The following is a 2,542-nucleotide window of genomic DNA, read 5'->3' as shown; positions in this document are numbered from 1 at the left end:
AGAAGACCCGTTGGTTCAAACGTTGTTGAATGTTTATGCGAAGCAAACAGGATTGGAAGCACATGAACAAACGATTGGTGGAGGCACATATGGCCGGTTGTTTGAACGTGGTGTAGCTTATGGTGCCATGTTCCCAGATAGTATAGATACTATGCACCAAGCAAATGAATTTATGGCAATCGATGATTTGATGAATGCGATGAGTATCTATGCAGAAGCTATTTATGAATTGGTTAAATAGGCTTTAAAAAATAAGACGGAAGAAAAACTGGAATTTGCATAAGGTAACTTGCAATTCTAGAATCTTCCGTCTTATTTTTTTACTTAACTGGAGTACTAAGAGGTACGTGAAGCAACTAACTAAAATCTATGAAGATTGATTAGTCTAAAACATAACTTTTTTGTGCGGCAATTTTCTGCCTTTATAATCAAATATTTGCCCAAAATAATTCGGCTTTGATTCAGTCCGGTAATTTTGCACCACCACTTGCATGCGAGAGTTAATGGGGCCTTCTATCGTAATAATAGAATATTCTTCAATCGCATACACAAATCGATAAGCTTTCAAACCAGCGACTAAACAATTAAAATGACGTCCATCTGCTTCGAGTGTGAAACGACATAGAGGTGTTCCATTGCTTGTATTGATAACCTTAACTTCTGAAACAACTTTTCCTGTGATAATAGCAGAATTCATATTAGCAGCTCCTTTGCTGGATACTTTCACTATAGGTAATTACATTCTTATTATACGAACAAATGTTCTGTAAGTAAAGCGAACAGAACATTAAACAAGGTAGAATTCCTTAAAAAAAAGCCCGACCAGAGTTTTTCTGATCGGGAGAGTAAGTGTTTGGTATTCTAAAAACTAAGCACAAAGTAATAAAAATCGGAAAAGAGAAAAAATCAATAGATTAAAGAGCTTGACGGTAAATGTGTCGGCTTACTTCCAGCGTTTGATCGCCGCGTTCAGATAATGCGGTTTGTTCATGTTTTTCTAATTGAGCTACTAATGGCTCGATCACTTCTTCTCCTAAACCGATATCTTTAAAAGAAGTAGGTGCGCCTAAGCGTTCAAAGAATGTTTTTGTTTTTTCAATAGCGGCATCGATTTTTTCTTCATCGTTGCCAGTGGTGATATGCCAAACACGTTCAGCATACTGTAAAAGCTTACCCCATTTTTCTGCTTTACGCACGGTCAATAATGCTGGCAAAATAATAGTTAAAGTTCTGGCATGATCAACTTGATAAAGAGCTGTAATTTCATGTCCCATATCATGAGATGCCCAATCCTGAGGTACACCAGGGGAAAGAACGGTATTTAAAGCATTGGTCGCTGTCCACATAAAGTTAGCCCGCAAGTTGTAATCATGGTTAGTTTCATCAATGATACTAGGGCCAATTTCAATTAAAGTTTGCAGTAATCCTTCCGCAAAACGATCTTGAACCATAGCGCCTACAGGATAAGTCAAGTATTGTTCGATAATATGCACGAAAGCATCAATCACTCCATTAGCCAGTTGGCGTTCTGGTAAGCTATAAGTAATTTCAGGTTCTAAAATGGAAAACTGAGGGAAAACAAACGGACTGCCAAAACTTAATTTTGCTTGTTTTTCTTTAAAAGTAATAACTGATCCAGCATTCATTTCTGAACCTGTTGCCGGCAGCGTTAAAACCGTAGCAAATGGTAAGGCAGTAGTGACCGGCAGACGTTTTCCGATGCCGCCTCCAAAAATATCGATTGGATCGCCATCAAAAGGAACAGCGGCAGCAATAAACTTAGTTGCATCAATGACGGAACCGCCGCCAACTGCTAGTAAAAAATCATACCCTTCTTTTTGGACTAATTCTACAGCTTTCATAGCTGTTTCAAAGGTTGGGTTTGCTTCGATACCGCCGAATTCTCCAATTTCGTAACCGTTCAGAGCCGCTTTAACTCTAGCTAAAGTTCCAAATTTTACCACGCTGCCTCCACCATAAGTAATCAGAACTTTCTTGCCATGCGGAATCAGTTGATCCAATTCAGGAACACGGTTTTTACCAAACACGATTTTTGTTGGATTGTAATAAGTAAAATTATTAATTTCATTTTGCATACGTCTTTTCACTCCTTCGTTTAAGTGTTTTCAGTATAGCACAACTTTTGTACGATTAAGCGCAAAGAAGTAAGAAAAGGAAAGGAATTGCTTCCGTGCAGATAAGAATCAGAATGTTATAAAATAACCGCTGGTTTGTGGTATATTTAGTTAAATACGTTTAAGAAAAGGAGAAAAAAATGTTTTTAGCTTGGAAAGAAATAAAATATTCTAAAACACGTTTTGCATTGATTATTGGCGTTTTAGTTTTAGTCTCTTATTTAGTTTATTTTCTAGTCGGTTTAGCGTATGGATTAGCGCAAGATAACCGCACCAGTGTAGATAAGTGGGGAGCAGATGGAATTGTGCTGACCGATGAGTCCAATACGAATATCAATATGTCTATGATGACATTGGAACAAGCTAAAGAAGTCTCGGGCGAAGAAGTTGCTTTTTTAGGACAAGCT

The 2,542-nt window shown here is 37.6% G+C and carries 3 protein-coding genes and 1 pseudogene; 2 read left to right on the top strand and 2 right to left on the bottom strand.

Annotated elements, in window-relative coordinates; genetic code table 11:
* A partial coding sequence (locus tag RT405_RS11080) for a M20/M25/M40 family metallo-hydrolase (RefSeq protein ID WP_313469696.1) occupies nt 1-241 on the top strand: 241 nt, incomplete at its 5' end.
* Between the two features lie 144 nt (nt 242-385).
* On the opposite strand, the gene RT405_RS11075 is transcribed toward RT405_RS11080, so the two are convergent.
* The gene (locus RT405_RS11075; RefSeq protein ID WP_313469695.1) at nt 386-697 is read right to left on the bottom strand and encodes an ssDNA-binding protein; all 312 of its coding nucleotides are present in this window, start codon (nt 695-697) and stop codon (nt 386-388) included.
* A gap of 217 nt (nt 698-914) precedes the next feature.
* On the bottom strand, nt 915-2,096 hold the full coding sequence (locus RT405_RS11070; RefSeq protein ID WP_313469694.1) for an iron-containing alcohol dehydrogenase: 1,182 nt from the start codon (nt 2,094-2,096) through the stop codon (nt 915-917).
* A 179-nt stretch (nt 2,097-2,275) separates the two neighbouring features.
* On the opposite strand from RT405_RS11070, the pseudogene RT405_RS11065 reads away from it, so the two are divergent.
* A pseudogene (locus RT405_RS11065) lies at nt 2,276-2,542 on the top strand (ABC transporter permease); the annotation flags it as partial.

Source organism: Carnobacterium sp. (assembly GCF_032094055.1).
Lineage (GTDB): Bacteria > Bacillota > Bacilli > Lactobacillales > Carnobacteriaceae > Carnobacterium_A.
This window is presented reverse-complemented; position numbering and strand designations above follow the sequence as displayed.

Coding starts and splice junctions, on each gene's coding strand:
- RT405_RS11070 (WP_313469694.1), bottom strand. CDS start 2,096: ATGCAAAATGAAATTAATAATTTTACTTATTACAATCCAACAAAAATC.
- RT405_RS11075 (WP_313469695.1), bottom strand. CDS start 697: ATGAATTCTGCTATTATCACAGGAAAAGTTGTTTCAGAAGTTAAGGTT.